Source organism: Streptosporangium sp. NPDC050855, from assembly GCF_044456585.1.
In the GTDB taxonomy this organism is placed as follows: Bacteria; Actinomycetota; Actinomycetes; order Streptosporangiales; family Streptosporangiaceae; genus Streptosporangium; species Streptosporangium longisporum.
This window is the reverse complement of the sequence record NZ_JBITFY010000014.1, coordinates 210264-236821: the sequence shown is the minus strand read 5'-3', so window position 1 is coordinate 236821 and position 26558 is coordinate 210264. Positions and strand designations below refer to the sequence as shown.

The window sequence follows — 26558 nt, the reverse complement described above, 5'->3', positions numbered from 1 at the left end:
TCGGTCAGGTGGACGAGACACGGCAGCGCGACAGGGAGGGCACCAGGCGGCGCATCCTCGACGCGGCCCGCCGTCTGTTCGCCGACCTGGGCTACGACCAGGTGACGATGCGGCTGATCTCCGCCGAGGCGGACGCCAACATCGCACTGATCAACCGTTACTTCGGGAGCAAGCGGCAGCTGTTCGCCGAGGTGCTCGCGATGCAGGGGCGCTTTCCCGGCATCCTGGACGGCCCGCAGGAGGAGCTTCCCCACCGGCTGGCCGAGTACGTGGCCGAGCGGCTCTTCTCCGACCAGGGGAGCCCGGTGGTGGCCGCGCTCATCCGGTCGTCCAACTGCCCGGAGATCCACGAGATCATCCGGGACCGGGTCGGGTCGGCGATCCTGGGGCCGCTGTCCGCGCTGCTCCCCGGGCCGGACGCGGTGTTCCGGGCGACGATCGCCACCGCCCTGATCACCGGCACCGGCACGATGCGCCAGCTGTACGGCCCCGAGGCCGTGGGGACCCCCGACCGCGAGGCCGTGGTCGCCCGGCTCACCGCCGTCTTCGAGGCCTGCCTGGCGATCCGTACGCCGGTGCCCTGAACGCCCTGCCGGTGACCGGCCGGTAGGGGACCGGGTGACGGGCGGGCGTCCGGCCCGGGTGTCCGGCCGATGTGACCAGCTGGTGTGCCCGGCCGGTGTGATCAGCCGGTGTTCAGCCGGCACGCGGTGCCGGGGACGTGGTCGACCTGCAGGGTGGTGTGGTCGATCTGGAAACGCTCGTGCAGCAGCGCGGCCAGCTCGCGGCGTACCCGGTGGCAGTCGCCGCCCCTGACGACGGTCACGTGCGCCGACAGCGCGGGAAAACCGCTGGTCACCGTCCAGATGTGCAGGTCCTCCACGCCGGTCACGGCCGCGTGGGCGCTGATCGCGGCGCTCACCTCGGCCGGGTTCACCCCGTCGGGCGCGGCCTCGAACAGGATGCGCCCGGCGTCGCGCAGCAGGCCGTAGGCGGCCTTGGCCATCAGGGCCGCGACGACCAGGGCGGCGATCGCGTCGGCCCGCCCCCACCCGGTCAGCCAGACCACTGCGCCCGCGACCGCGGTGGCCACGAAGGCGTACATGTCGTTGAGGATGTGCTGGAACGCGCCCTCCACGTTGAGGCTGCGCCGGTCGGCCCTGGCGATGAGCCAGGCCGCGACCGCGTTGACCACGATCCCGGCCAGCGCCGTGCCGAGGACCAGGGCCCCCTGCACCTCGGGGGGCTCGACGAGCCGCCGCACGCCCTCGTAGACGAAGTAGACGACGAGCGCCACGAAGGTCAGACCGTTGACCGCCGCGGAGATGATCTCCGCGCGCTTCCAGCCGAAGGTGTAGGCGCCGCGGGCCGGGCGGGCGGCCATCCGCATCGCGACCAGCGCGAGCGCGATCGCCGCGGCGTCGGTGAGCATGTGCCCGGCGTCGGAGATCAGCGCGATGGAGTTGGCGGCGATGCCGATGGCGACCTCGGCCGCCATGAAGACGAGCAGCAGGGCGAGCGCCGCCGCGAGATGGCGGCGGTCGGTGTTCGCGCCGTGCCCATGCCCGTGCCCGTGACCCATCACAAGATCCACTTCGCCAATATCTGAACAGATGCTCATATGTTAAGCAAGGTAAGCCTAACACGGCAAGATCCGGCTCCCCGTGCTCCCCCGCAGGCCAGGAGGCGCGGGTGACATGCCGGGATCGTCCGGCCCGCACCGGGACGGTTCCGTCACCGCGGACCGGAGGCCGTACCTCAGGGGCGCCGTCGACGGACGCGTGATCGCCTGCCACCATTCAGCATGGTGGATCCCGGGCGCGCCGCGTGGATCGCCGCTCTTCCCGGAGAGATCGCCGCGCTTCCCAGAGAGGACGAGGACATGAGCAGCAACCCCTTCGAGGACACCGACGGCGCCTACCTGGCGCTGGTCAACGACGAGGGACAGTACTCCCTCTGGCCCGCCCGGTCGGAGGTCCCGGCCGGCTGGACCGTCGCCTTCGGCGAGGACACCCGGCAGGCCTGCCTGGAGCACATCGAGGCCACCTGGACCGACATGCGGCCCAAGAGCCTGATCAGGGCCATGGGGCAGTGACCGGACGGACCCGCGAGGAGACCGCATGACCTGGTTGCGCTGTGCCGTGCGCCGTCCGGCGGCGGTCGCGCGGCTGTTCTGCTTCACGCACGCGGGCGGGTCGGCCACGGCCTACCGCGAGTGGTACGCGCTGCTGCCCGAGGCGGTCGAGTTGCACGCCACGCAGCTGCCCGGCAGGGCCGACCGGTTCGCCGAGCCGTCACCGGAGAGCATGGACGCGCTGGCCGACGTGCTGACCGAGGCGATGCTCCCGCTGCTGGACCGGCGTTTCGCGCTGTTCGGCCACAGCATGGGGGCGACGCTCGCCTACGAGGTCACCCGCCGCCTGGAGGGCCGCGGGTACGCCCCGGCGCGGCTGTTCGTGTCCGGGGCGACGGCCCCGCACGACCGTCGCGACAGGCGCGCGCTGTCCACGTACGACGACGACGCCCTGGTCGCCGAGCTGGCCAAGCTCGGCGGCACCGAGGCGCAGGTGCTCGCCCACGAGGCGATGCGCGAGATCGTGCTGCCCTACGTCCGCGCCGACCTCCGCCTGCTGGAGGCGTACCGGCACCGGCCAGGACCGCCGCTGCGCACCCCGGTCTCGGTCCTCCTCGGCGACGCCGACCCGGTGGTCACCCCCGAGCAGGCCAAGACCTGGGAGGCCCGCACCTCCTCCGGGTTCTCCCTCGGGGTCTTCCCCGGCGACCACTTCTACCTGCAGCCGCGCCGCGCGGCCGTGGTCGAGGAGATCACCCGGTCGCTCCTGGTGTGAGCCGGCCCGGGGACGCTCCGGCCCACCGGCCGGTCCCCGGGCAGGTTCCCGGGCCGGTTCTCGGCTCGGTCGAGCGATCAGCAGAGGGATCGGTCGAGGGCTCGACCGAGGGATCGGCCGGCGGGCCGGTTGGCGGGTTGTGCCGAAGGGCGGATGCCCCTTGGGCAAGGAGTGCCCATGAGGGCGGGACCCGCGGGCCGTTAGCGTCGGCCTGTGGGTGAACCAGGTGGGTGAACGAGTACTGATCGCGCTCGGCGGCAACGCGATGACGGGCCCCGACGGCGCCGCCTCGCCCCTCGACCAGCACCGCGCGGTCGAGCGCGCCGTGCGCCACGTGGCGGCGCTCGTCGAGGACGGCCACCGGGTGACCCTCACCCACGGCAACGGCCCCCAGGTCGGCAACCTGATCCTGAAGAACCAGCTCGCCGCCCACGTCGTCCCCCCGGTGCCGCTCGACTGGTGCGTGGCCCAGACCCAGGCCACCGTCGGGACGCTCGTCCTCAACGCGCTCGGCGGCCGGGCCGCGGTCGTGGTCACCCGCACGCTCGTGGACCCCGCCGACCCGGCCTTCCGGGACCCGGTCAAGCCCATCGGCCGCTACTTCGACGAGGCCCGGGCCCGCCACTTCGAGGGGCTCGGCCAGACCTGGCGCCGCTTCGACCGGGGCTGGCGCCGGGTGGTGGCCTCCCCGGAGCCGCTGGAGATCCTCGACGCGCCCGCCGTGACGGCGCTGACGGAGGCCGGGTTCACCGTGGTGGCCGCGGGCGGCGGGGGCGTGCCCGTGGTCCGCGACGCCGAGGGGCGGCTGACCGGCGTCGAGGCGGTGATCGACAAGGACCTGGCCGCCGCCGTGCTCGCCCGCGCGGTGGGGGCGACGGTCCTGGTCATCGCGACCGACGTCCCGGCCGCGGTCGTCGGTTTCGGTACGGCCGACGCCAGGCCCCTCGGCGGCGTCGGCGTGGCCGAGCTGCGCGCGCTGCACGCCGCCGGGCACTTCGCCGGGGGCAGCATGGGCCCCAAGGTCGAGGCCGCGCTGCGCTTCGTCGAGCAGGGCGGCGACCGCTCGGTGATCACCTCGCTGGAGGAGATCGGAACGGCGCTGACCGGGAAGACCGGCACCGTGGTGCGAAAGTGAACACGACTACGAAAGGCGGCAGGGATGCCGGAACCCATTGAAGTGCGCAAGGTGCCCATCGAGAGCGTGACCGACGCCTCCGGGCTGGCACGGCTCATCGACGACGGGGTGATCGAGGCCGCCCGGGTGCTCGCGGTGATCGGCAAGACCGAGGGCAACGGCGGGGTCAACGACTACACCCGCATCCTGGCCGACCGCGCCTTCCGCGAGGTGCTCGCGGCCAAGGGGCACCCGTCCCCGGAGAGCGTCCCGCTGGTCTGGTCGGGAGGCACCGACGGCGTGCTCAGCCCGCACGCCACGATCTTCGCCACCACGGCGGACGCCGAGCCGAGCGACGAGCCGCGGGTCAGCGTCGGGATCGCGATGAGCGAGGTGATCCTGCCCGAGGACATCGGCCGTCCCGCGATGGTGGAGAAGGTCGCCGCCGGGGTACGCGAGGCCATGAAGCTCGCCGGGATCGACGACCCCGCCGACGTCCACTACGTCCAGACCAAGACGCCCCTGCTCACCCTGTCCACGATCAACGACGCCAAGTCGCGCGGCAAGGACGTGGTGATCGAGGACACCGGCCCGTCGATGGACATCTCCAACTCGACCACCGCGCTGGGCATCGCCGTGGCGCTGGGCGAGATCGAGATGCCCGCCGCCGACCAGATCCACCGCGACCTGTCGCTGTACTCCTCGGTCGCGTCGTGCTCCTCGGGCGTCGAGCTGGACCGCGCGCAGATCGTGGTCGTCGGCAACGTACGGGGCATCGGCGGCCGCTACCGGATCGGCCACTCGGTCATGAAGGACGCGCTGGACGCCGACGGCATCTGGGAGGCGATCCGCTCCAGCGGCATCGAGCTGCCCGAGCGCCCCCACCCGTCCGACCTGGGCGACAGGCTGGTCAACGTGTTCATGAAGTGCGAGGCCGATCCGTCGGGCAGCGTCCGGGGCCGTCGCAACATCATGCTCGACGACTCCGACGTGCACTGGCACCGGCAGATCAAGGCCACCGTCGGCGGCGTCGCGGCCAGCGTCACCGGCGACCCGGCCGTGTTCGTCTCGGTCGCCGCGGTCCACCAGGGCCCCAGCGGCGGCGGACCGGTGGCGGCCATCGCCGACCTCGGCTGAGGACCGCCCGCGTCCCCGGACGGTGACCGGGGCGCGGCGGTCGCCCGCCCGTCCCGGCCGCCGGTAGGCTCCCGGTTCGTGCCGAGCATTCCGCAGCCCCTGGTCCCCGGCGACGACGGCGCCGCCGACGCCGCAGTGACGTCCGCGCTCGCGGCCTTCGCCGCCGGGACGGCGCACGCGGGCGACGTGGTCACCGCCCTGGGCGGGGCCCGGCTGCTCGTGCCGGTGGTCGCCCTGCTGAAGGAGTCGGAGATCGGCGAGCACGGCCTGCGGCAGGAGAAGGAGAGCGAGATGGCCCTCCCGAAGCTCGTCGGCGCCGACGGCCGCGAGGCGGTGCTCGCCTTCACCGGGGTGGACGCGCTGCGCCGGTGGCGCGCCGACGCCCGCCCCATCCAGGCCACCGCCCTTCAGGTCTGCCAGGCAGCCGTGCACGAGGGCGCCGCCGCCGTGGTGGTGGACGTCGCGGGCCCGGTGCCCTTCGTCGTCGAGGGGGACCTGCTGCGCGTCCTGGCCGCGGTCGAGTCGGGCACCCTGGACGCGCTGGGACCCGACGTCACCGTGGCGCGGATGGAAGAGATCGCCGAGCCCCCCAGGCGTCGGCGGTTCGGTTGGCCATCGCGTGGACGAGGTTGACCGTCAGGATCGCCGGGGCGATCACGGCGACGAACCCGCCGAAGTCACGCTCGAAGACCAGGGCGAGGATCACGGCCGTCACACCGTTCTGCTGCGCCAGCCCCAGGTGCACCCGGTCGACGACCGGCAGGCCGTGGGTGAGCGCCAGCGCCGCGACCATCTGCGCGGCGTACGCGGACAGCCCGAGCAGCACGCCCATCCCCATGTTGGTCCCGCCGACGAGCAGCAGGCCCATCAGGAACGCCGAGAGCGCGAACGCCGCGCTCACCGCCCGGCCCAGCCAGCGCGCGTCCGGCAGGCGCAGGTACAGACCGGCGGTCGCCAGGCCGAGCATGAGGGAGCTCCAAGCGGCCGACACGACCGCCCCGGCCGCGGCCAGGTAGGTCAGCGCCGCGGGGGCCTTCCTGACCAGCCGCCACACCAGGTAGGCGGCGACCGCGAACAGCGCGTTCCGTCCCAGGTCGGCGAAGTAGGAGGCCGACAGGCCGCCCTGTCCCGAGTCGCTCACCAGCGCCGCCGCGTAGACGGCCAGGATGATCGTCACCGGGTCGTCGAACGAGGACCAGGCTCCCAGGATGGTCTTCGCCCGGGTCGAGAGCCGGTCGTCCCGCATCACCCCGGCGACCGAGAGCGGATCGATCTGGGCGACCACCACCGCCATGATCAGTGCCCGGGGGTCACCGGAGACGAGGTAGACCACCCCGGCGATGAACGCCGCCTTGAGCAGCACCCCGACGGTGACCGCCAGGGTGATCAGCCGGGTGTGCTCCCTGGCCTCGGCGCGGTCGATGCCGTGCGTGCTGCCGTACAGGCCGATGGCCAGCAGCAGGCTGCTGAGGAGCACGTACGCGCCCGAGTGCTCCAGCTCACGCAGGCCTCCCAGGTCGGCGGCCAGCCAGCCCAGGCCGACAACGACGATCAAGAGCCCGATTCGGGCCACCGTTCACTCCTCGGGACGGAGCGCAGATGCCCATGTGACGTGGGGGAGTGCTTGCGCTGGTTGATCGGGGGGAGGGAGAAGTGCCCGCGGATCAGGTCCACGAGCTCGGCCATCTTGGCGTCGGCGGAGTCGACCTTCCGCTGGTCCAGGGTCACGCCGATCAGGTAGCGGGTCTCGTCGATCCAGTGCAGGTACATCGCCCCGCGCTCCACGTCCAGGACCGTGCGGATCAGGGCTCCGCCCTCCAGCCGGTGCAGCTGCCGGTTGAGCCGCTGGGTGAGCCAGCTGAGCTGGTTGCCGGCCTGGAGGTAGATCCTCCTGCGCTGCTCCTGGTCGGTCTCGTGGAAGAAGTGGGCCAGGTCGCCGTCGTCGAGCACGTCGACGTAGAAGCAGCACCGCTTGTCGGCGTAGTAGGCGACGAAGTGCAGGTCCTCCTGGTCGGTCATGGCGACACAGCTGGTCAGCGCCTTCTCCACCGAGGGCCCGATGCCGGGCATGGTGCGGATCAGGATCTCCGACTCGCCGATCACCTTGCGCTTGGTCGCGGTCGGCAGCGGTCCCATCCCGGCCGCCAGGTAGGGCAGGTACAGGCCCCGCCGGTACTGGACGAGCAGGTAGACGCCGGTGACGACGGCGAACGCGCTCACCCCCGTGGTGATCAGCCCGTGCACCTCGCCGGGCACCCCGCCCCGCCAGAGCACCGGGCCGAAGGCCGCCACGAACCCCAGCACGGCCTCGCCCGCCGCGGTGACGGTCAGCCCGACGACCAGCAGCACCGGCAGCCGCGCCCGGATCCGGCCGAGCACGGTGGCGATCAGGGCGAGCATGACGATCACCGAGATCACCGTGATCGCGCGGGCCACGTCGTACTCCTCGCCCTCGATGTACCACGCGAGGAGCTCAAGCAGCACCGGCAGGAGAACGAGGGACGCGATGATCGCGGGCAGCTTGCTGAAGCGGTCCGTGTCCACGTGGTCCGGCCCTCCGGGGGTAGGGGTCTGCTGCCAGCCTCCGTGCTCGCCGGGAGGCCGTCAATGACCTCGGAGGTCACCCCGGGCGCCCACCCGGGATGATCGCCGGTCCCGGGGTGGTCGTCCTCACGGCCTCACGGGCCGACGTACCGCTCGGCGTAGGCCTCGGTGGGCGCGATGGGCGTGATCACGTCGATCAGGACCCCGTCGGGGTCGGCCACGATGAAGTGCCGCTGCCCGAAGTCCTCGCTGCGCAGCTCCAGCTCGGGCCGCAGCCCCTCGCGGGCGACGAGCCGTTCCCACTCCGCGTCCACGTCCTCCACCTCCAGGTTGAGCAGCAGCCCCCGCACGGGGACGCGGTACGCCTCGGGCAGCGTCGGGTGGCCGTGGTCGAGCAGCGCCAGCTCGTACGACGGGTCGCCGGGCCGCCGCAGGCTCACGTACCAGTCGGCCTCGAACGTCGTCTCGAAGCCCAGCAGGCCGGTGTAGAAGTCGCGGGACCTCTCGATCCGCGAGGTGCAGATGACCGGATAGAAGCCGATCAGTCTCATGGGACTCCCTTTCACATACCGTCGGTATGTGAAGGTACGATATTGACGTACCGTCGGTACGTCAATGAGCGGGGGCGGGACGATGAGGGACGGCGGCAGGGCGCGGCAGCGCGAGCAGACCAGGCAGGCCCTGCTGCGCGAGAGCAGGCGCCTGTTCGCGACGCTCGGCTACGGCGCGGTGGGCCTGTCGGAGATCGTCCGCGCGGCCGGGGTCACCAAGGGCGCGCTCTACCACCACTTCGACGGCAAGGCCGCCCTCTTCCGCGCCGTCCTGGAACAGGTCCAGGAGGAGGTGGCCCGGGAGGTGGCCGCGACCGCCGACGCCCAGGACGATCCGTGGGAGCGGCTGGTCGCCGGGTGCCAGGCGTTCCTCACCGCCGGGACCGCCCCGGACGTCCGGCAGATCATGCTCGTCGACGGCCCCGCCGTCCTGGGGTGGGCCGAATGGCGCGCCATGGACGAGGCGGCCTCCGCCCGTCACCTGACAGACGAGCTCACCACCCTGATCGAGGCGGGAACGATCGCCCGCAGGCCCGTCGCGCCGCTGGCCCACCTGCTGTCGGGCGCCATGAACGAGGCGGCCCTGTGGCTGGCCGGCTCCACCGACCCCCGGGACCTGGCCGAGACCCGGGCCGCCCTGTCACGGATGCTGGAGGCCCTGCGCGACGGCTGACGCCGCGTCCTCGGGCCGTCGTCCTCGGCCTCTCGTCCCGGACTCCTCGTCCCGGGCCGTCGTCCTCGTGGCGTCTCGTCCCTGGGCCGCCGTCCTTCGAGGGGAGAACGTCCGGATCGCGGGCGCGCGAGGAGAGGGCGGGTTATCGTCGCCCCATGACCCCCCCGGCCTGGCTCGTACTCCTCACCGTCCTGGCGGGCCTGGCGGGTCTGGCGATCGGATCCTGGACGCGACGCCTGGTGGTCCTGCACGCGGTGTCCGGCGATCCGGAGGCCGGACCGGAACGGGACCTGCCGCCCGGCCGGGTCCTCCTCCCGGCCAGGGGGACCGTCGAGGCGGTCACCGCCGCGGTGCTGGCCGCCCTGGCGCTGCGGGCGCTGTGGCCCGGGATGCCCGTCGAAGCCGGGACGACGCCGCTCGGAAGGGCGGGGGAGCTGCTCGCCTTCGGCTGGCTGGCGGTGGTGGCCGTCGTCCTGGTCTTCGTGGACGTGGCCGTCCACCGGCTGCCCGACAGGCTCACCCTGGCCGCCTACCTGGGCACGACCGTGCTGCTGGCGGCCTCGGCCCTGGCCGACGGCCGCCTCGCGGACCTGCTCACGGCCGGGCTCGGCGGCCTCGCCCTGGTGGCGTTCTACCTGCTGCTCTTCCTGGTCAACCCGGCGGGGATGGGGCTGGGCGACGTCAAGTTCGCCGGGAGCCTGGGCACCGCGCTCGGCTGGCTGGGCTGGGACACGCTGGTGACCGGTGCCTTCCTCGGCCTGGTGGCCGGCGCCCTGTACGGGGCCGCCCTGATGCTCCTGCGCCGCGCGGGCCGCAAGAGCGAGATCCCCTTCGGCCCGTTCATGGCGCTGGGCACCCTCGCCGCCGTTCTCACCGCGCTCTGAGCCCCCGTCCCGAGCCGTCCCGTGGGCGACCTCGCGGATCGGGGCGTCTCAACCCGTGAACCCGGACCATTCCAGTGGGCGGCACGTGGAAGACTTGTCACCATGTTGCGCTGGTTGACCGCCGGAGAGTCCCACGGCCCCGAGCTCGTCGCGATCCTGGAAGGGTTGCCCGCCGGGGTGGAGGTGACCACGGCCCAGCTGGGCGAGGCGCTGCGCCGCCGCCGCCTCGGCTACGGCCGCGGGGCGCGGATGAAGTTCGAGCAGGACCTGGTCACGATCGTGGGCGGGGTCCGCCACGGACGGACCCTCGGCAGCCCCGTCGCCATCCGCGTCGGCAACACCGAGTGGCCCAAGTGGGAGACGGTCATGGCGGCCGACCCCGTCGATCCGGCCGTGCTGGAGGGCCAGGCGCGCAACGCGCCGCGTTCACGCCCCCGCCCCGGTCACGCCGACCTCGCCGGCATGCAGAAGTACGGCTTCGACGACGCCCGCCCGGTGCTCGACCGGGCCAGCGCCCGCGAGACCGCCGCCCGCGTCGCGCTCGGCCAGGTGGCGCGGAGCTTCCTCAAGCAGGCCCTCGACGTCGACATCGTCAGCCATGTCGTCTCGATCGGCGGGGCCGCGGCCACCCGGGGCGTCCTGCCCGGTCCCGGCGACCTGGAGGCGATCGACGCCGACCCGGTGCGCTGCGCCGACCCCGAGGGCAGCGCCGCGATGGTCGCCGAGATCGACAAGGCGCACAAGGACGGCGACACCCTCGGCGGCGTCGTCGAGGTCGTCGCCTACGGCCTGCCGCCGGGCCTGGGCAGCTACACCCACTGGGACCGCCGTCTCGACGCCCGTCTCGCGGCCGGTCTGATGGGCATCCAGGCGATCAAGGGAGTCGCGGTCGGGGACGGCTTCGAGACGGCCCGCCGCCCGGGGTCCCTGGCCCACGACGAGATCGAGAACACCGAGGGCGGCATCCGCCGGATCACCAACCGGGCCGGCGGCGTCGAGGGCGGCATGACCAACGGCGAGCCGCTGCGCGTCAGTGCCGCGATGAAGCCGATCTCCACCGTTCCCAGGGCACTGGCCACCGTCGACGTGCTGACCGGCGAGGCGGCCAAGGCCCACCACGAGCGTTCCGACGTGTGCGCGGTCCCGGCGGCCGCGATCGTCGCCGAGGCGATGGTCGCGCTGATCCTGGCCGACGCGGTGATCGAGAAGTTCGGCGGCGACTCCGTCGACGAGGTCGCCCGCAACCTGTCCGGCTACCTCTCGTCATTGGTGATCAAGTGAGCGGGCGTCCGGGCCCGGGAGCCTGTGGTCTCCCGGCCGGCGGCCCGCGGTCCGAGGAGAACACGTGAGTCCCCGAGCAGTGCTGATCGGCCCCCCGGGGTCGGGCAAGTCGACCGTCGGGCGGCTCCTGGCCGACCGGCTCGGTCTGGCCTTCCGCGACACCGACGCCGACGTGGAGCTCGCGGCGGGCAAGCCCGTCAGCGACGTCTTCATCGAGGACGGCGAGGAGACCTTCCGCGCGATGGAGGCCGACGCCGTACGGCGGGCGCTGGCCGAGCACGAAGGCGTGCTCGCCCTCGGCGGCGGGGCGATCCTGGCCGAGGCCACCCGCGAGCTGCTGACCGGCCACCAGGTCGTCTACCTGGAAGTCGGCCTGTCCAGTGCCGTCCAGCGGGTGGGCCTGGCCTCGGCGCGCCCGCTGCTCGTGCTGAACCCGCGCAGCCAGCTGAAGAAGCTGATGGACGCCCGCCGTCCCCTCTACAGCGGTCTGGCCACGATCACCGTGGCGACCGACGACCGTTCGCCCGCGGAGGTCGTGGACGAGATCGCCGCGAGCCTGAAGGAGTGAGCGCGGCCGGTCGCCCCGGCGGCCGTCTCCCCGCTTCACCCCGGACCCGCAGCCACCCGCACAACCCACCCCGGAGTTCCCACGTGTTCCTGAACGCAGCCCCCTCACCGATGGACGGTGACCGATGACGGTCACCCGGATCTCCGTCAGGGGCGAGAGCCCGTACGACGTGGTGGTCGGCGCCGGTGTGCTCGGCGAGCTGCCCGGACTGCTGGGCCCGAAGGTCCGCACGGTCGCCGTGGTCCACCCGGAGAGCCTGCCGGAGATCGCCCGCCCGGTGTGCGGCGCGGTCGAGGCGGCCGGGTACGAGGTCGTGCCGCTGCCGGTGCCCGACGCCGAGCGCGCCAAGACGGTCGAGGTGGTCGCCGGGCTGTGGTCCGCCTTCGGCCGCGCCGGCCTCACCCGCTCCGACGCGGTGGTCGGCGTCGGGGGCGGGGCCACCACCGACCTGGCCGGGTTCGCCGCGGCCACCTGGCTGCGCGGCGTCAAGGTCGTGCAGGTGCCGACGACCCTGCTGGGCATGGTCGACGCGGCGGTGGGCGGCAAGACCGGCATCAACACCCCCGAGGGCAAGAACCTGGTGGGCTCCTTCCACCCGCCGGCGGGGGTCCTGTGCGACCTGGCCACGCTGGTCTCGGTGCCCCGCGACGACTACGTGGGCGGCCTGGCGGAGATCATCAAGGGCGGCTTCATCGCCGACCCGGAGATCCTCAGGCTCATCGAGGACGACCCCGAGGGCGCCCGCCGCCCCGAGGGACGGCACACCCGCGAGCTGATCGAGCGGAAGATCCAGATCAAGGCCGACGTCGTCGGCGCCGACCTGCGCGAGAGCGGCCTGCGGGAGATCCTGAACTACGGTCACACCCTGGCCCACGCCATCGAGCGCGCCGAGGACTACCGGATGCGCCACGGCGAGGCCGTCGCGATCGGCATGGTCTACGCGGCCGAGCTGTCCCGCCTGGACGGCAGGATCGGCGCCGACCTGGTGGAGCGCACCCGGTCCGTGCTGACCTCCGTGGGCCTGCCCACCGCCTACCGTCACGAGGCCTGGCCCGAGCTGCGCGACCACATGCGCCTGGACAAGAAGAGCCGCGGTGCCACGCTGCGCTTCGTCGTGCTGGACGGCCTGGCCAAGGTCTCCCCGCTGGTCGACCCGTCGGAGGAGCTCCTCGAGGCCGCCTACCGCGAGGTCGCCCGGTGAGCCCCGCAAGCCCGGTGAGCCTGGTGAGCCCGGCAAGCCGTATGCGCCCCGCAAGCCGTGTGAGCCCGGTGACCCGGGCGGGCGGGAACGGCCGGCCCGGCGGGAGTCCGGTGAGGAACTCGGCCCGCGCACCGGGCGCGTGGCCGTCGAGGAGCGGTGAGTGATCCGATGAGACCCGTGTACGTGCTCAACGGCCCCAACCTGGGACGGCTCGGCACCCGCGAGCCGGACGTCTACGGCGCGGAGACCTTCGCCGACCTGGCCGCGCTCTGCCGGCAGACCGGTGAAGGGCTCGGCCTCTCGGTCGAGGTGCGGCAGACCGACGACGAGGCCGAGATGCTCCGCTGGCTGCACGAGGCGGCCGACGGCCGGATCCCGGTGGTGTTGAACCCGGCCGCGTTCACCCACTACTCCTACGCGCTGCGCGATGCCATCGCCCAGCGCACCGCCCCGCTGGTCGAGGTGCACATCTCCAACCCGGCCGCGCGGGAGGAGTTCCGGCACACCTCGGTCGTCGCCTCGGTGGCCACCGGCACCATCGCGGGCTTCGGCCTGAGGTCGTACGTGCTGGCCCTGCACGCCATCGCCGACAGCGCCACCTGACGCCGACGGCGTCAGGTGAGGCGCCCCCGGTCGGGGACCGGGCGCTCGAGGACGCGCGCCCGGTCAGGAGGCGCCGAGGCGCTTGAGGGCGCTGCGGACCTTCGCCGGGTCCTCGGTGGGCCAGAAGGGCGGCAGGGAGTCGCGCAGGAACCCGGCGTAGCGGGCCGTGGACAGGCGCGGGTCCAGGACCGCGACCACCCCCTTGTCGTGCTGGCTGCGCAGCAGGCGGCCCGCGCCCTGGGCCAGCAGGAGCGCGGCGTGGGTGGCGGCGACCGACATGAACCCGTTGCCGCCCTTGGCGGCGACGTGACGCTGCCGGGCGGAGCTGAGCGGGTCGTCCGGGCGCGGGAACGGGATGCGGTCGATGATGACCAGGCGCAGCGACGGGCCGGGCACGTCGACGCCCTGCCACAGGGAGAGCGTGCCGAACAGGCAGGTCGGCTCGTCCTCGGCGAACTGCTTGACCAGCAGCATCGTGGAGTCGTCCCCCTGGCAGAGCAGCGGCACGCTCAGCCGGTCGCGCAGCGCCTCGGTCGCCGCCCTGGCGGCCCGCATCGAGGAGAACAGGCCGAGGGTGCGTCCCCCGGCGGCCTCGATGAGCTCGGTGATCTCCTCGATGTAGGCCTCGGGCAGCCCGTCGCGCCCCGGCTGGGGCAGGTGCTTGGCGACGTAGAGGATGCCGCTGCGGGGGTGGTCGAAGGGGGAGCCGACGTCGAGGCCGGTCCAGCCGGCCCGGCTCCTCGTGCCCTTGCCGGCGCCCTTGTCGCCGTTCCCCCTGGCGCGGCGCCCGCCGTTGCCGCGCTCACCGTCCCGCGCGCCGGTGCCGGAGGCGTCCTCGGTGTCACCGGTGTCGCGGGTGTCGCCGGTGTCACGGGTGTCACGGGTGTCCTCGGCGCCGCCGCGGGCCGCGTCCCGTGACGGCTCGGCCCGGCCGCCCCCGGCGCCCAGCCCCCACTGGCGGGCCAGCCCGTCGAAGGCGCCGCCCAGGGCGAGCGTGGCCGAGGTCAGGATCACCGTACGGTCACCGAAGAGCTTGTCGCGGAGCATGCCCGCCACGGTGAGCGGGGCCACCCGCAGCAGGGGCGGGCGCCGGTCGGTGCCCGCCTCCAGCCAGACCACCTCTGCCCGGTCCACCTCCGTGGCGTGACCGAACGCGTCGAGCATGCGCTGCGCGGTGTCGTGCACCTCGTCCAGGGACGTGAAGGCCGCCTTGCGCAGCCCAGCGCCCTCGGGGTCGTCCTTGTCGCCGCCGCGCGGCCCCATCGCGGTGATGCACGCCCAGGCCGCGTCGCGGATCAGGGCGAGCGTCATCCCCAGCACCTCGGGGAGCTCGTCGAGACGGCCGGCGGGCGCGGCGGCCAGCAGGGCCCTGAGGTCCTCCCCGGCCTCCATCAGCCGGTCGGCGAGGTGCTGCTCGATGAGCTTGCCGACCCGTCGCACGGCCACCGAGACCATGGTCTCCGACAGTTCGCCGCTGACCACCGAGGTGACGCGGTCGACCAGCTCGTGGGCCTCGTCGACCACGACCACCTCGTGCTCGGGCAGCAGAGGGAAGTCCTCCATCGCGTCGATCGCCAGCAGCGCGTGGTTGGTCACCACGACGTCGGACTCACCGGCGCGGGCGCGGGCCAGCTCGGCGAAGCACTCGGCGCCGTTCGGGCAGCGCATGGCGCCCAGGCACTCCCTGGCACTGACCGAGAACTGGCGCCAGGCCTGCTCGTTGACCCCGGGAACGAGCTCGTCGCGGTCACCGGTGTCGGTCTCGTTCGCCCACTCCTGGATGCGCTGGACCATCCGGCCCGTCGCGTTCACCTCGCGGGGGTCGAAGAGCTGGTCCTGCTCCTCGTCGGGCCACCCGGCGCTCGCCTTGTACCGGCACAGGTAGTTGCGGCGGCCCTTGAGGATCGCGAACGCGGGCTCGTGCGGCAGGTGCGGGGCGAGGGCCGCAGCCAGGCGGGGCAGGTCGCGGTCGACGAGCTGGCGCTGCAGCGCGATGGTCGCGGTGGAGACGACCACGGCCCCCTTGGAGGTCATCGCGTGCCTGATCGAGGGGATCAGGTAGGCCAGCGACTTGCCGGTGCCGGTGCCGGCCTGGACGGCCAGGTGGTCGCCCGACTCGATCGCGTGCTGAACCGCCCTCACCATCGCGATCTGGCCGGGGCGCTCGACCCCGCCCACCGCTTCGACGGCGGTGCTCAGCAGATCCTCGACGGGGGGAATATCCGTCTTCGGGGAGACGTCTTCGGATGGGGCGATGGAGTCGGTCGGCACGACAGCCAACCGTACCCGTTCACTCCGACGATCGCGGCGGCTCCGGGGGCTTCGGCGGTTCCGGAGGAGTTCGCCGTACGGACGCATGGCGGTATTCAGGAAGCCGAGGTTCACGTCACGTGGCAAACTGGCTGGATCACCCGGCTCGTCGAGCCCCGCAAGGTCACGGAAGATCTATCGTTCTGGTGTCCCTGGGGCGGAAGATGGGGATGGAAAGGCCGGTTCGGTAGGGTTTCCCGAGGTCGAGTGGACGAATAAAGGCTGGTTAAAGCACTATGTCCTCCATGTCGGAAGTTGTGCCGTTGCCGTCGTTCGGCGAGGTGTTCTTTGACGAGCGTGGCCAGGAGCGCGTGCTCCGGGTCACCTGGCACGAAGGCACCCTGGTGCTGAGCCTTTGGCGCGGTGAGATGTGCACCGCGAGTTTCCGCATGCCCATGAACGACGTGGGACGCCTGGTCGACACCCTCGACGAGGGCTTCGTCGAGGCCGGTGGACAGTACCCCGACGAGGTGGACGAGCCCGTCCCGGCCGAGCAGCCGCACCACGGCGAGCAGCAGGTCTACGGCGAGTACCCGGGCACCGGCCAGTACGCCCGGCCGCGGCCCGAGGACTACGCCCAGCCGCAGCAGCAGTACGTCGACCCGATCGGTCACACCACCGACCCGAGCGCGTCCCGCCCGGCCCCGGCCCTCGGGCCGAACGACGTGCTCGTCGCGCGGGGCGCGGTGCCCGCCTTGGATCGATCCTCCGACCGCGCCCAGCCCGGGTACGGCCCGGCCGACGCGGTGCCCCGCGAGAACCTCATCGTGAACGACGCGCTGCCCTACGGGCAGCCCCAGCCCGCCGAGCCGCTCGCCACGGACCCCGGGCCCGGAGAGGCCGGCTACCAGATGCCCGGCGACCTCTACCCGCCCGCCCAGCGCCCCGGCCCCTACGGCGGCCCCCAGGACGCCTACCCCGGTGGCGCGCAGCAGCCCGCCCCGTACGGGAGCCCGCAACCGGGCGGCCCCGCGCAGCCCGCCCCCTACGGGGGCTCGCAGCCGGACGGCTACCCCGGTCCGGTCCCGCAGGCCGACTTCTACGGCGCGCCCGCCCAGCAGCCGGGCCCCTACGGCGGCCCGGTCCCGCAGGACGCCTATCCCGGCGGCGCCGCGCAGCCCGCCCCCTACGGCGCCCCGCGGTCCGGCGCGTACGAGGTGCCGCCGCAGCCGCACCCGGTGGACCCCTTCGCGCCCCCGGCCGAGCGGCAGAAGCCCGTGGACCCCTTCGCGCCGCCCGCCGACCGTCTCCCCGGCCACGCCCGCCCGGCCGAGCCCGACCCCTACGCGCAGGCACAGCAGACCTCGACCGACCCCTTCGGGTTCGCCGCGCAGCAGGCCGCCCAGGGGGCCGGGCAGGCGGCACCCTACGGCTACCCGGCCGCCGCGCAGCCCGACCCCTACGCGCCGGGCGCCCAGCAGCCGCACCCGGCCGGTCACCCGGCCGACCTGCGCGACCTTTACACCCCGCCCGCCTACCCGCAGGAGGACGTCGACCCGTCCGACCCGCTGGGCCTGTTCGGCCGCTCCGCGCCGGACCAGCGGCTGCCGCGCCCCTACGTGCAGGAGCCGCCGCACTCCACCGGCGAGCGTCTCCGCCCCGAGCAGCGTCACGACGAGCGGCGCTACGAGGAGCAGCGGGAGGAGCCCCGCTACGAGGACGGGCGCCACGAGGGCAGGCGCCGTGGCGAGCGCCGCGACTGGTGACCGTCCGCCGATGACCCCGCCGGTGTGGCCCGGCTCACGTTCCGATGCGGCCCCGTCGCGCCCGTTCGCCAGCGCGGCCCCCGAGGAGATACGGTGACCCGTTCGCCGGATGCGGACCCCGGCGCCTGACGGCGTCCCGCCCTCGAGGGCGGCTCCCCGGAGGCACCGGGCGGGCGGGCTGATCGATCTCTATCGGGCGGGGTGGCGTGGACCAGTCGACGGTGCTGCAGATGCTGGCCGTGTCGGTCGTCGGGATCGCCGTGGCCGCGGTGGCCAGGCGCAGGGGATGGCCGGCGCCGCTGCTGCTGGTGTTCGCGGGCCTGGTGCTGTCACCGCTGTTCCCCGAGTACGAGCTCGACCCCGAACTCGTCCTGCTGGTCTTCCTGCCGCCGCTGCTCTACGCGGCGGCGATCGAGAGCTCCTACCTCAGGCTCAAGGATCTCCGCAGGCCGGTCGCGCTGCTCTCGATCGGCCTGGTGCTGTTCACCACGCTGGTCGTCGGAGGGGTCGCCCACCTGCTCCTGCCCGAGCTGCCGCTCGCCGCCGCGTTCGCGCTGGGCGCCATCGTGGCCCCGCCGGACGCGGTCGCCGCCGTCGCCGTGGCCCGCAGGCTCGGGCTGCCGCGCAAGGTGGTCACCATCCTGGTGGGGGAGAGCCTGTTCAACGACGCCACCGCGCTGACCGCCTACCGGGTGGCCATCGCCGCCGCGCTGGGGCAGGGCCTGACCTGGCTGGACGTCACCGTCGACTTCGTCAGGGCCGCGGTGGGCGGCGTGGTCATGGGGCTGGCGCTCGCCTGGATGCTGACCTGGGTGCTGCTGCGGCTGCGCGAGGCGCTCATCGAGAACACGGTGATGCTGCTGGCCCCGTTCGCCGTCTACCTGGCGGCCGAGAGCGTGCACGTCTCCGGGGTGGTCGTCGTCGTGATCGTCGGCCTCTACATCGGGCACCGGATGCCCAGGGCGGGCTTCGGCACCCGGTTGCTGTCCGACGCGATCTGGCGGGTGCTCGGCTTCTTCCTGGAGACGATCGTCTTCGCGCTGATCGGCCTGCAGCTGTGGCCGATCGTCAGGGAGCTGGAGTGGAGCGACCGGTGGAGGCTCACCGGGATGGCCCTGGCCGTCTTCGCCGCGGTGGTGATCTCCCGGGCGGTCTGGGTGGTGCCCAGCCTCTACCTGCCCAGGATGCTGTCCAAGAAGGTCCGCAGCCGCGAGACCCACGCGCCGTCGTGGCAGTACACGGCCATCGTGAGCTGGGCCGGCATGCGCGGCGTGGTCTCCCTGGCCGCGGCCTTCGCCATCCCGGAGGACTTCGAGGGGCGCGACCTGCTGCTCTTCCTCACCTTCGCGGTGGTGATCGGCACCCTGCTCCTCCAGGGCCTGACGTTCCCGGCGCTGATCCGCAGGCTCAGGGTGTCCAACGAGCAGGAGACCTACGCCGACAACCTGTCCGAGGCCGCCGCCCAGCAGGCCGCGGCCTCGGCGTCGCTGGCCCGGCTGGAGGAGCTGGTGGCCGACGGGGTCGACGACGTCCACCGGGAGGTGGTCGACCAGCTCAGGTCGCGCACCGAGCGCCGCGCCCTCACCGCGTGGGAGCGGCTGGGCGGCGGGACCGGCCCGGAGGGCGAGGAGACGCCCAGCACCGTCTACCGCCGGCTCCGCAGGGAGATGCTGGCGGTCGAGCGCGAGGTCTTCATCCGCCTCCGCGACGAGCGGCGCGTCGACGACGAGGTGCTCCGCCGGGTCCTCCACGAGATCGACTTCGAGGAGGCCACGCTGGAGCGTGACTGAGGCCGGTCACGGTCGGCGGCCGGGAGACACAGGTCACATCCGTCCGTGTCACTGGGGGTCGGGCTACCTCGTCTCAGGAGGTGTAGCCATCACCGACCGCGCAGGAGCACGACGTGGACGCTCGACTGAACTACTTCGCCGACCCCGCCGCCGGCAAGATCCTCAAGCACTTCATGTCGGCGGGCAGGGCACTCAAGGAGTCCCCGCTGCCGGCCGCCACGCAGGAACTGGTGGCGCTCCGCGTGAGCCAGATCAACGGCTGCGCCGTCTGCATCGACATGCACACCAAGGAGGCCACCGCCGCCGGTGAGAGCCCGGTGCGGCTGAACCTGGTCGCGGCATGGCGGGAGGCCACGGTCTTCACCGAGGCCGAGCGCGCCGCACTGAGGCTGGCGGAGGAGGGGACCCGGGTCGCGGACGCGGCCGACGGGGTCGGCGACGACACCTGGGCCCGCGCCGCCGAACACTACGACGAGGGACAGCTCGCCGCCCTGGTGATCCTGGTCTCCTTCATGAACACCGCGAACCGGCTGAACATCATCGCCCGGCAGCCGGCCGGTGACCACGTGCCCGGCCAGTTCCACTGAACGGCGCCGGCGACCGGCTCGGGGCCCGCGGGCTCCGGGCCCCGCGCCGGGGGCGTCGCCCTGCCGTACCGGCACCGTGGACGATCACCGGAAGACCCCCGCGCCGGACGGTACGGACGGGGACAGGGGAGGGAGGCCGGAGTGAACAAGGCCGAGGAGTTCGAGGAACTGCGACCGCTGCTGTTCTCGATCTCCTACCGGATCCTGGGCAGCGTGGGGGAGGCCGAGGACGCCGTACAGGAGACGTGGCTGCGCTTCGACGCCCTGACGACCCCGCCCACGTCGACCAAGGCCCTTCTGTCGGCCGTGGTGACACGGATCTCGATCGACGTGCTGCGCTCCGCCCGCGCGCGGCGCGAGGAGTACGCGGGCCCGTGGTTGCCCGAGCCGCTGCTGAGCGATCCGTACCAGGATCCGGCGCGGTCGGCGGAGCTGGCCGACTCGGTGTCGATGGCGGCGTTGCTGCTGCTGGAACGGCTCAGCCCGCTGGAACGGGCGGTGTTCGTGCTGCGGGAGGTGTTCGGCTTCGGGTTCGACGAGGTCGCGTCGGCGGTGGGACGCTCGGAGGCCGCGTGCCGGCAGCTGCTGGTGCGGGCACGGCGGCACATGGAGACCGGCCGGCCCCGCTTCGAAGCGGCCCGCGAGGAGCGGGAGGAGCTGGCCTCACGGTTCTTCGCCGCCCTTCGCGAAGGCGACGTCGCCGGCCTGCGGGAACTGCTCGCCGCCGACGTGTCGGTGGTCGGCGACGGCGGCGGCAAGGCCCCCCAGCTGGCCAGGACCGTCTTCGGCGCCGAGAACGTGGCCCGGCTGCTCGCCTCCTTCTTCCCCCGGGTGGCCCGGATCGACGTGACGTTCGAGCCGCACGAGATCAACGGCCAGCCGGGTGCGATCTTCCGCGACCGAGACGGCAGAGTGCTCCACATCCTGGCGCTCGATGTGCTCGGCGGGAGGATCCAGACGATCCGCTCGGTGATCAACCCCGACAAGCTGGGGCACCTGGGCCCGGTGGCGGACGCCTGGGCGATCGACCGCGAAGCAAGGCGGGCGCGCCGGTCCACGGGATGACCGCAGATCACGCGGCCCCACGGAGGCGGAGGAGCAGATCCGGATCCGGTTCGATCTCATCCGGCCGGAGAATCGGCCGCAGAAATCGGCCGCGACGAGGAACCCGGCACGGATCGTCCTCTACCGTGCGTCGTGCTCGCGGCTCCGGGTTGACCCTCCCCCCGGGGGAGAGGCGACGGTGAGCGGACCAGGATGTGATCGGGGTTGGTGATGACTCGGCTGGTGCTGATCGGCACGTTCTCGGCCATGACCCGGCTGTCGGTCAAGGCGTTGCGCCTCTACGACGAGCTGGGCCTGCTGCGACCTGCGAAGGTCGACGCCTCCAGCGGTTATCGCTACTACGCGCTCGGCCAGGCGGGCACGGCGGAGTCGATCCGCAGGCTCCGGGCACTCGACATGCCGATCGAGGAGATCAAGCGGGTGCTGACCGCCTCCCCGGCGGACGTCCCCGGCCTGCTGAGCGCGCACCGGCGACGCCTGCGGGCGGAACGGGATCGCCACGATCACATGCTGGCCGTCATCACCCGATTGATCAACGGCGAGGAGCGCCTCATGAACTACACCGTCACCGTCGAGACCCTGCCCGCGCAGACCGTGGCCTCGGTGCGCCGCCGCACCGACCTGGCCGGCGCCGGCGCGACGATCGCCGAGGGCTTCGGCACCGTCGTCGGGGTTCTCACGCACGCCGGGAGGCACCCGGCCGGCGCCCCCTTCCTGGTGTTCCACGACGTCATCGACGCCGACAACGACGGCGACATCGAGATCTGCATCCCGATCGGGTCGCCCGTCGCCGCGACCTCTCCCGTACGGGTCGACCGGCTGGCCGCGGTCACCGCCGCGGTCACCGTCCACCGGGGCCGTCACGACGAGATCGCTCCCGCCTACCACGCCCTGACCGCCTGGATCACCGAGCAGGGCCACGAGATCGCCGGTCCGCCTCGGGAGACCTACCTCAACGACCCGGCCGTGACCGCCGAGGCCGACCTGCTCACCCAGGTGGCCTGGCCGGTCCGGTCCGGCGGGCCGGCGTGATCCTGCGGTAGGTCACGGTCCCGCCGCGCCACCGAGATCGTTCAGTGGACACGTCTCAGCCCATCACGTTGTCCACGTAGCACCAGCGCCAGTTCTCGCCCGGTTCGAACGAGGCGATGACCGGGTGGCCGATCCCGGTGGCGTGGCCGGTGGCGTGCCGGTTGGGCGACGAGTCACAGCAGCCGATGTGGCCGCAGGACAGGCACCTGCGCAGATGGACCCAGCGCGCTCCGATCGCCAGGCACTCCTCACACCCCTGCGGCGTGCGCGCCGGCGGGTCCTCGGTCCGGGCCCGGGTGAGATGCTGACAGAGCTCCATGGTTCCCCCCTTGTGTGAATACTCAGGATCGTACGACCCGAACCATGTTCGGGTCGGTGTGCCTCTCCGCGTTCCGGCCTGCGGCCTCCTTCGGTAACGAGCCGGTACGACCGCGCCTGCCGCGCGGGCGCGTTGGGTAGGGTCGGGACATGCGACCCCTTCCGCGACGAATTCCCGTCCTCGCCGCCTCAGCGGTGGCCGCCGCCCTGCTGGTCACGGGCTGCTCCGAGATCCAGCAGGTGAGCCAGGGCATCGACAAGGCGCAGCAGTGCGTGCAGGCCGCGGGTATCGTCACCGAGACCGCCTCCAAGGTGTCCGGCCTGCTCAACGACCCCGCGGGCATGGAGAAGGCGCTGAACGACGGGGGCGCCAAGCTGGGTGATCTCGCCGACAAGGCCTCCAACACCTCCCTGAAGGAGGCCGCCGACGGTGTGTCCAACACCCTGCAGGGTTTCAACGTCACCGACGCCAACAGCGCCGTCGACGCCGCCCAGAAGGTGGCGACCGACTCGGTGGGCTGGGTCCAGCAGCTGACCAACGCCTGCGGGTGACGGCGGCCTGTTCCCAACCCGCATTCTCCTAGGGGAATAGCGCTGAAATAGCGTCGTTCCCATGGACGCTCCGGACAACGAACCGGATCCCCGGTTCACTCTCGCCAACGAACGCACCTATCTGACCTGGTTGAGTACGTCGCTCGCGCTCAGCGCGGGCGGCGTCGCCATGGCCGCGGTCTCGGCCGACGTCTTCATCCCGTGGATGCGCACCCTGCTCGCGGTGGTCCTGGTGTCGCTGTCCGCCCTGGCCGCCGCGATGGCCTATCCCCGCTGGCGCAGCGTCGAGCGGGCCCTGCGCAGTTCCGCGCCGCTCCCGCCCCCGGCTTTGGCCCCGCTGTTCGGGTATGGGGTGGCGGCCGTCGCCGTGCTGGCCCTGATCCTCATCCTGCTCTCCCGATGAACGGCTCCCGATGAACGGCTCCCGATGAGCGGCTCCCGGGACGGAGGCGGGTCCGGGGACGGCGGCTTCCAGGACGTCGCTCCCCGGGACGACGGCCCCGGAGGTGACGGCCCCGGAGGTGACGGCACGGGGCACGGTGGCGTCGGGGACGGTGGCCTGCAGGGTGAGCGGACCAGGCTCGCCTGGGTCCGTACCGCCACCGTGCTGGCGGCCGGTGCCCTGGGCGGCGCCGGAGTGGCCCTGCGCGCCGGTGCCCCCGCCGGGATCGCCCTGCTGTTCGTCCCCGCCGTGTTCTGCGCCTTCCTGCTGCTGACCCAGACCGGCATCCGCTACCGGCGCGCCCAGGAGGCCCTCCGCCGGGGGCGCCCCCTCGACGACGGCGCCGACGTCCTCATCGCCTGGATCGGCACCGTCGCCGTCACCGCCGGGGCCGTCGCCTCCGTGCTCGCGGGGGTCGGGCGGTAAAAAATGCGGCAAGATAGCGGAGCATGTCCCGCTTCGATGATCTGCCCGGCTACGCGGCGTCGATCGGCCCGCTGATCGACGCGGTCAACCTCGGGGTCCACATCGCGAGCAGGCCACCCTGCCGGGAGCTCACCGAGCGCTGGGGGCTGCAGGCCGACCTGCTGGTCGATCTCCGCTTCGTGCTTCCGGTCAGGCCGCTCACCCCCGAGGGGGTGGCCGCCGTCTACCGCTACAACCCCCTGCGGCGGTCCGAGATCGACGTCCACCTCGTCCAGGGCACCCTGGTCGAGGACACCGCCCCCGCCGGCGCTCCCGCAGAGGGGGGCGTCCTGCGCGCGACCCCGGCCGCGCGGGCCTTCATCGCCTCCCTGTACGAGGTGCACGCGACGGTGCTCGGCGGGCTGTGGGCCGCCCAGGCCGACCGGCTGCCCGAGCTGGCCGCCGTCGCCGGACGGCTCCTGCGGGCGGGCGCGGCGACCGGCGGGGCCGCCTTCACCCAGGTCTCGCCGCCGTACGAGCCCGCGGGCACCCCGCCGGGCGTGCTGCTCTTCAACCGGCTGGCGGCCCTGCGCTACCACCGCGCCGACGCGCACGCCGGAGCCTGGGCGCGGGCGGGCCTGACCGCCGCCGAGATCGTCTCCCTGCCCCCGGGGCCGGTCCGGGACCGGATCGAGGCCGACACCAACCGCCGCGCCGCGCGGCCGTACGAGACCCTGACCACCCGTGACCGGCAGACGTTCCTGCTCGGCCTGAGCGCCCTCGACCTGCCGTGAGACGGGCGGGAGCACGGGCCGCGCGAGGGGCCGGGAGGCGGCGGGGGATCAGGGCCGGGAAGTCAGGGGCGGGAGATCAGGGCCGGGGGGCCTCGGTGCCGCCCAGGGCGACGGTCTCGGCGACCTCGGCGTGGCGCTCGGCCTCCTCGGCCGCGAACCGCTCGGCGTCGAGCCGTTCGGCGATGTCCTCGTCCTGGCGCATCAGCCGGTCCAGGTCCTGGCCCGCCATCTCCAGCACGCCCATGTCGGCGTAGGCCTGCTGCAGGCGCGGGCTCCACAGCCCGATGTCCTTGACGCAGGGGACGATCCGGCTGAACAGCAGCGAGCGGAAGATCCTCAGGTACTCCGACCGGTCGACGCACTCCATGGCCTCGGCCACCTCGGCCTTGTTCAGGCCCAGGGTCTCCCAGGTCTCCCGGCCGCGCAGCCGGTCGCGCATCAGGTAGCAGCCCTCGATGACGAAGTCCTCGCGCTCGCGCAGCTCGGCCTCGCCGAGCTGCGCGTAGTGGTCGCGCAGCGCCATCCGGCCGAAGGCCACGTGCCGGGCCTCGTCCTGCATGACGTAGGCGAGGATCTGCTTGGGCAGCGGCTTGGTGGTGATGTCGCGCATCACGCCGAAGGCGGCCAGCGCGAGACCCTCGATGAGCACCTGCATGCCCAGGTAGGGCATGTCCCAGCGGGAGTCGCTCAGCGTGTTGTCGAGCAGTGCCTTCAGGTGGGGGTTGATCGGGTAGGCCAGGCCCACCTTCTCCTGCAGGAACCGGGCGTAGGTCTCGGCGTGCCGGGCCTCGTCCATGGTCTGGGTGGCCGCGTAGAACTTCGAGTCCAGGTCGGGGACCGACTCCACGATCCTGGCCGAGCAGATCATCGCGCCCTGCTCACCGTGCAGGAACTGGGAGAACTGCCAGGAGGCGTTGTGCAGCCGCACGTCGGCGCGCTGCCTGTCGTCCATCCGCTCCCACAGCGGGCTGCCGTAGATCGCCAGCGTCCGGTCGGGGACGCCGAGCACGTCGTACGGATCGACCTCCAGGTCCCAGTCGATGCGCTTGGCCGAGTCCCACTGCTTGTCCTTGCCCTTCTGGTACAGGCTCAGCATGCGGTCCCGGCCCTCGTCGTACTCCCAGGTGAACCGGGCGGCTCCGGCCGCCTCGACGTCCCAGGTGGACAGCTCGGAGGGGATGGCGTAGAGGTCGTGCGTCGACATGGGGGCCTCCTGGAGACGTACATCGTACGTACCCCCACGAGGTTGTCACGTACACTGTACGTACGTCAATGGAGGCCGCGCCCGCGGAGGTGACGCCCGGGGCCGCGGACGGCCCCGGGCGCCGGGAGAGTGTTCCCTTCCCCTGGACACTCTCCGGACGGGTCAGTACCAGTTGCTCGACCGGAAGTGACCCCACGCGCCGCACGGTGACCCGTAGCGGCTCTTGATGTAACGCAGACCCCAGTGGATCTGGGTGATCGGGTTGTACCGCCAGTCGCCGCCGCTGCCGCCCATCTTCGAGCCGGGCAGCGCCTGCGGGATGCCGTAGGCCCCGGAGGAGCGGTTGTAGGCGCGGTGGTTCCAGTTGCTCTCCCTGGTCCACAGGCTGTCCAGGCAGCGGAACTGCCTGTGCGGCCACGCCCGCCGGGAGACGAGGCGGTAGGCGATCGTCTTGTTCCTGCTCTTGGCGGTCCTGGCGACCGCCTTCATCGTGGGCTTCACCTGGGTCACCCAGGTGAAGCGGTGCACCATCCGCGCCGTCCCTTTCCTGGACGACTCGGTGGCGCTCTCGGCTCGTCCCGCCGTCGACGGACCGACCATCGCCGAGGCGGCGAGAACGGTGACGACGGTACCGCGTAGAACACGGTGGCTGCTGTTCACATGTTTCCTTGTCCTCGGGCCGCGTGCGGGGGCGCGCGAGGGCATCGGTGCCCTCGCACGCCTGACGATCCGGCGCCCGTGGCTCGGACGGGGAACGCCCGCGCGGTCTCGCCGGCCTGTTTCCGGCATGAGACGCCGCGGCGGTCTCTCTAGGCGGCTTTCTAGTACGCCGGAGAGCGCCGAGCGGCGGATGGGACACGCGAAGGAAAGGTGTTTGCCCGATCTTCGGGATTTACGGGTGGTTCAGCGAGAGGTCGATGACGACCGGCGAATCCCCAATGCCCGGAG

General features: G+C 72.8%; 29 protein-coding genes. 21 read left to right on the top strand and 8 right to left on the bottom strand.

Annotated elements, in window-relative coordinates:
- Positions 1-8 precede the first annotated feature (8 nt).
- The gene (locus tag ACIBCT_RS27140) at positions 9-584 is read left to right on the top strand and encodes a TetR family transcriptional regulator (RefSeq protein WP_399193182.1); all 576 of its coding nucleotides are present in this window, start codon (positions 9-11) and stop codon (positions 582-584) included.
- 101 nt (positions 585-685) lie between these two features.
- On the opposite strand, the gene ACIBCT_RS27135 is transcribed toward ACIBCT_RS27140, so the two are convergent.
- Positions 686-1594, bottom strand: coding sequence for a cation diffusion facilitator family transporter (locus ACIBCT_RS27135; RefSeq protein ID WP_399193180.1), 909 nt, complete (start codon positions 1592-1594; stop codon positions 686-688).
- Positions 1595-1882: 288 nt separating this feature from the next.
- Here ACIBCT_RS27135 and ACIBCT_RS27130 point away from each other — a divergent pair, with 288 nt between their 5' ends.
- From ACIBCT_RS27130 to ACIBCT_RS27110, 5 genes are all read left to right on the top strand, one after another.
- Positions 1883-2095, top strand: a complete 213-nt coding sequence (locus ACIBCT_RS27130) for an MbtH family protein (protein WP_399193178.1) — start codon at positions 1883-1885, stop codon at positions 2093-2095.
- Between the two features lie 25 nt (positions 2096-2120).
- Positions 2121-2849, top strand: coding sequence for a thioesterase II family protein (locus tag ACIBCT_RS27125; protein ID WP_399193176.1), 729 nt, complete (start codon positions 2121-2123; stop codon positions 2847-2849).
- A 217-nt stretch (positions 2850-3066) separates the two neighbouring features.
- The gene (locus tag ACIBCT_RS27120; RefSeq protein WP_399193174.1) at positions 3067-3984 is read left to right on the top strand and encodes a carbamate kinase; all 918 of its coding nucleotides are present in this window, start codon (positions 3067-3069) and stop codon (positions 3982-3984) included.
- A gap of 24 nt (positions 3985-4008) precedes the next feature.
- Positions 4009-5100 (top strand): ring-opening amidohydrolase, encoded by a 1092-nt coding sequence (locus ACIBCT_RS27115; RefSeq protein WP_399193172.1) that lies wholly within the window; start codon positions 4009-4011, stop codon positions 5098-5100.
- Positions 5101-5178: 78 nt separating this feature from the next.
- Positions 5179-5733, top strand: a complete 555-nt coding sequence (locus ACIBCT_RS27110) for an SseB family protein (protein ID WP_399193170.1) — start codon at positions 5179-5181, stop codon at positions 5731-5733.
- Here the strand turns inward: ACIBCT_RS27110 and ACIBCT_RS27105 are convergent.
- The 3 genes from ACIBCT_RS27105 to ACIBCT_RS27095 form a co-directional block, all read right to left on the bottom strand.
- Positions 5654-6655, bottom strand: coding sequence for a hypothetical protein (locus tag ACIBCT_RS27105; protein WP_399193168.1), 1002 nt, complete (start codon positions 6653-6655; stop codon positions 5654-5656). The genes ACIBCT_RS27110 and ACIBCT_RS27105 overlap by 80 nt on opposite strands.
- Positions 6652-7644, bottom strand: coding sequence for a hypothetical protein (locus ACIBCT_RS27100; protein ID WP_399193166.1), 993 nt, complete (start codon positions 7642-7644; stop codon positions 6652-6654). Before ACIBCT_RS27100 ends, ACIBCT_RS27105 begins: the two co-directional genes overlap by 4 nt.
- A 134-nt stretch (positions 7645-7778) precedes the next feature.
- A complete protein-coding gene (locus ACIBCT_RS27095; protein ID WP_399193164.1) occupies positions 7779-8195 on the bottom strand; it encodes a VOC family protein in 417 nt (138 codons plus the stop codon).
- Positions 8196-8259: 64 nt separating this feature from the next.
- On the opposite strand from ACIBCT_RS27095, the gene ACIBCT_RS27090 reads away from it, so the two are divergent.
- From ACIBCT_RS27090 to aroQ, 6 genes are all read left to right on the top strand, one after another.
- A complete protein-coding gene (locus ACIBCT_RS27090) occupies positions 8260-8868 on the top strand; it encodes a TetR/AcrR family transcriptional regulator (RefSeq protein WP_399193162.1) in 609 nt (202 codons plus the stop codon).
- 155 nt (positions 8869-9023) lie between these two features.
- Positions 9024-9752 carry a prepilin peptidase gene (locus ACIBCT_RS27085; RefSeq protein WP_399193160.1) on the top strand — a complete coding sequence of 243 codons (729 nt, stop codon included), beginning with the start codon at positions 9024-9026 and terminating at the stop codon, positions 9750-9752.
- A gap of 102 nt (positions 9753-9854) precedes the next feature.
- On the top strand, positions 9855-11033 hold the full coding sequence (gene aroC / locus ACIBCT_RS27080; RefSeq protein ID WP_399193158.1) for a chorismate synthase: 1179 nt from the start codon (positions 9855-9857) through the stop codon (positions 11031-11033).
- A 64-nt stretch (positions 11034-11097) separates the two neighbouring features.
- Positions 11098-11601 carry a shikimate kinase gene (locus ACIBCT_RS27075; RefSeq protein ID WP_399193156.1) on the top strand — a complete coding sequence of 168 codons (504 nt, stop codon included), beginning with the start codon at positions 11098-11100 and terminating at the stop codon, positions 11599-11601.
- Between the two features lie 124 nt (positions 11602-11725).
- Positions 11726-12802 carry a 3-dehydroquinate synthase gene (gene aroB / locus ACIBCT_RS27070; RefSeq protein ID WP_399193154.1) on the top strand — a complete coding sequence of 359 codons (1077 nt, stop codon included), beginning with the start codon at positions 11726-11728 and terminating at the stop codon, positions 12800-12802.
- Between the two features lie 168 nt (positions 12803-12970).
- A complete protein-coding gene (gene aroQ, locus ACIBCT_RS27065) occupies positions 12971-13405 on the top strand; it encodes a type II 3-dehydroquinate dehydratase (protein ID WP_399193152.1) in 435 nt (144 codons plus the stop codon).
- Positions 13406-13468: 63 nt separating this feature from the next.
- On the opposite strand, the gene ACIBCT_RS27060 is transcribed toward aroQ, so the two are convergent.
- Complete coding sequence (locus ACIBCT_RS27060; RefSeq protein ID WP_399193150.1) at positions 13469-15676, bottom strand: ATP-dependent DNA helicase; 2208 nt, start codon at positions 15674-15676, stop codon at positions 13469-13471.
- 284 nt (positions 15677-15960) lie between these two features.
- Between ACIBCT_RS27060 and ACIBCT_RS27055 the strand changes: the two genes are divergently transcribed.
- The 5 genes from ACIBCT_RS27055 to ACIBCT_RS27035 all read left to right on the top strand — a co-directional run bounded on the left by ACIBCT_RS27055 (position 15961) and on the right by ACIBCT_RS27035 (position 21895).
- Entirely contained in the window at positions 15961-17421 is a 1461-nt protein-coding gene (locus tag ACIBCT_RS27055) for a hypothetical protein (RefSeq protein WP_399193148.1), read from the top strand.
- A 206-nt stretch (positions 17422-17627) separates the two neighbouring features.
- Positions 17628-19211 carry a Na+/H+ antiporter gene (locus ACIBCT_RS27050; protein ID WP_399193146.1) on the top strand — a complete coding sequence of 528 codons (1584 nt, stop codon included), beginning with the start codon at positions 17628-17630 and terminating at the stop codon, positions 19209-19211.
- A 113-nt stretch (positions 19212-19324) separates the two neighbouring features.
- On the top strand, positions 19325-19798 hold the full coding sequence (locus tag ACIBCT_RS27045; protein WP_399193144.1) for a carboxymuconolactone decarboxylase family protein: 474 nt from the start codon (positions 19325-19327) through the stop codon (positions 19796-19798).
- A gap of 141 nt (positions 19799-19939) precedes the next feature.
- Positions 19940-20863 carry an RNA polymerase sigma-70 factor gene (locus tag ACIBCT_RS27040; protein WP_399193142.1) on the top strand — a complete coding sequence of 308 codons (924 nt, stop codon included), beginning with the start codon at positions 19940-19942 and terminating at the stop codon, positions 20861-20863.
- A 210-nt stretch (positions 20864-21073) separates the two neighbouring features.
- Positions 21074-21895 (top strand): GyrI-like domain-containing protein, encoded by an 822-nt coding sequence (locus tag ACIBCT_RS27035; protein ID WP_399193232.1) that lies wholly within the window; start codon positions 21074-21076, stop codon positions 21893-21895.
- 55 nt (positions 21896-21950) lie between these two features.
- Here ACIBCT_RS27035 and ACIBCT_RS27030 read toward each other — a convergent pair whose 3' ends face one another.
- On the bottom strand, positions 21951-22214 hold the full coding sequence (locus ACIBCT_RS27030) for a UBP-type zinc finger domain-containing protein (RefSeq protein WP_399193139.1): 264 nt from the start codon (positions 22212-22214) through the stop codon (positions 21951-21953).
- Positions 22215-22363: 149 nt separating this feature from the next.
- Between ACIBCT_RS27030 and ACIBCT_RS27025 the strand changes: the two genes are divergently transcribed.
- The 4 genes from ACIBCT_RS27025 (at position 22364) to ACIBCT_RS27010 (ending at position 24406) form a co-directional block, all read left to right on the top strand.
- Positions 22364-22765 carry a hypothetical protein gene (locus ACIBCT_RS27025; protein WP_399193137.1) on the top strand — a complete coding sequence of 134 codons (402 nt, stop codon included), beginning with the start codon at positions 22364-22366 and terminating at the stop codon, positions 22763-22765.
- Positions 22766-22826: 61 nt separating this feature from the next.
- Positions 22827-23168 carry a DUF202 domain-containing protein gene (locus ACIBCT_RS27020; protein WP_344900739.1) on the top strand — a complete coding sequence of 114 codons (342 nt, stop codon included), beginning with the start codon at positions 22827-22829 and terminating at the stop codon, positions 23166-23168.
- A gap of 24 nt (positions 23169-23192) precedes the next feature.
- Positions 23193-23633: a DUF202 domain-containing protein gene (locus ACIBCT_RS27015; RefSeq protein WP_399193135.1), complete on the top strand. Its 441-nt coding sequence runs from the start codon at positions 23193-23195 to the stop codon at positions 23631-23633.
- Between the two features lie 23 nt (positions 23634-23656).
- The gene (locus ACIBCT_RS27010; protein ID WP_399193133.1) at positions 23657-24406 is read left to right on the top strand and encodes a hypothetical protein; all 750 of its coding nucleotides are present in this window, start codon (positions 23657-23659) and stop codon (positions 24404-24406) included.
- Between the two features lie 76 nt (positions 24407-24482).
- Here ACIBCT_RS27010 and ACIBCT_RS27005 read toward each other — a convergent pair whose 3' ends face one another.
- Both ACIBCT_RS27005 and ACIBCT_RS27000 read right to left on the bottom strand, forming a co-directional pair.
- Positions 24483-25610: a ferritin-like domain-containing protein gene (locus ACIBCT_RS27005; protein WP_399193131.1), complete on the bottom strand. Its 1128-nt coding sequence runs from the start codon at positions 25608-25610 to the stop codon at positions 24483-24485.
- 162 nt (positions 25611-25772) lie between these two features.
- The gene (locus ACIBCT_RS27000; protein ID WP_399193129.1) at positions 25773-26270 is read right to left on the bottom strand and encodes a transglycosylase SLT domain-containing protein; all 498 of its coding nucleotides are present in this window, start codon (positions 26268-26270) and stop codon (positions 25773-25775) included.
- Positions 26271-26558: the final 288 nt, after the last annotated feature.